At 46.4% G+C, this 224-nt stretch carries 1 protein-coding gene; it reads left to right on the top strand.

The annotated features are described in order from the left end of the window. The coding region (locus SCA31_RS25940; protein WP_410699810.1) for a GEVED domain-containing protein at window positions 1-224 on the top strand (224 nt) is incomplete at both ends.

The raw sequence follows: 224 nt of genomic DNA, 5'->3' as shown, positions 1-224 counted from the left end.
ACACTATCAGTTCCAGTGACCAATCCAGTGGCTGCTACAAGATATTTGTATGGTTGGATCGACTTTAACAATGACGGCAAGTTTCAGGTAGAGGAGGTTGCCACAACAACATTTTCTACTGTGGGTTCTACCACCCAAACATTAAGTTGGACAGGGGCCCAGACCGGAACAATCGCTTCCGGGGCTTCAAAGCTTTATATGAGGCTCAGACTTTCAGATCGTTC

This window comes from Chryseobacterium sp. SIMBA_028, assembly GCF_046535285.1.
Lineage (GTDB): Bacteria > Bacteroidota > Bacteroidia > Flavobacteriales > Weeksellaceae > Chryseobacterium.
Note: the sequence above shows the minus strand (reverse complement) of the source record. Positions and strands in the feature narration are given on the sequence as shown.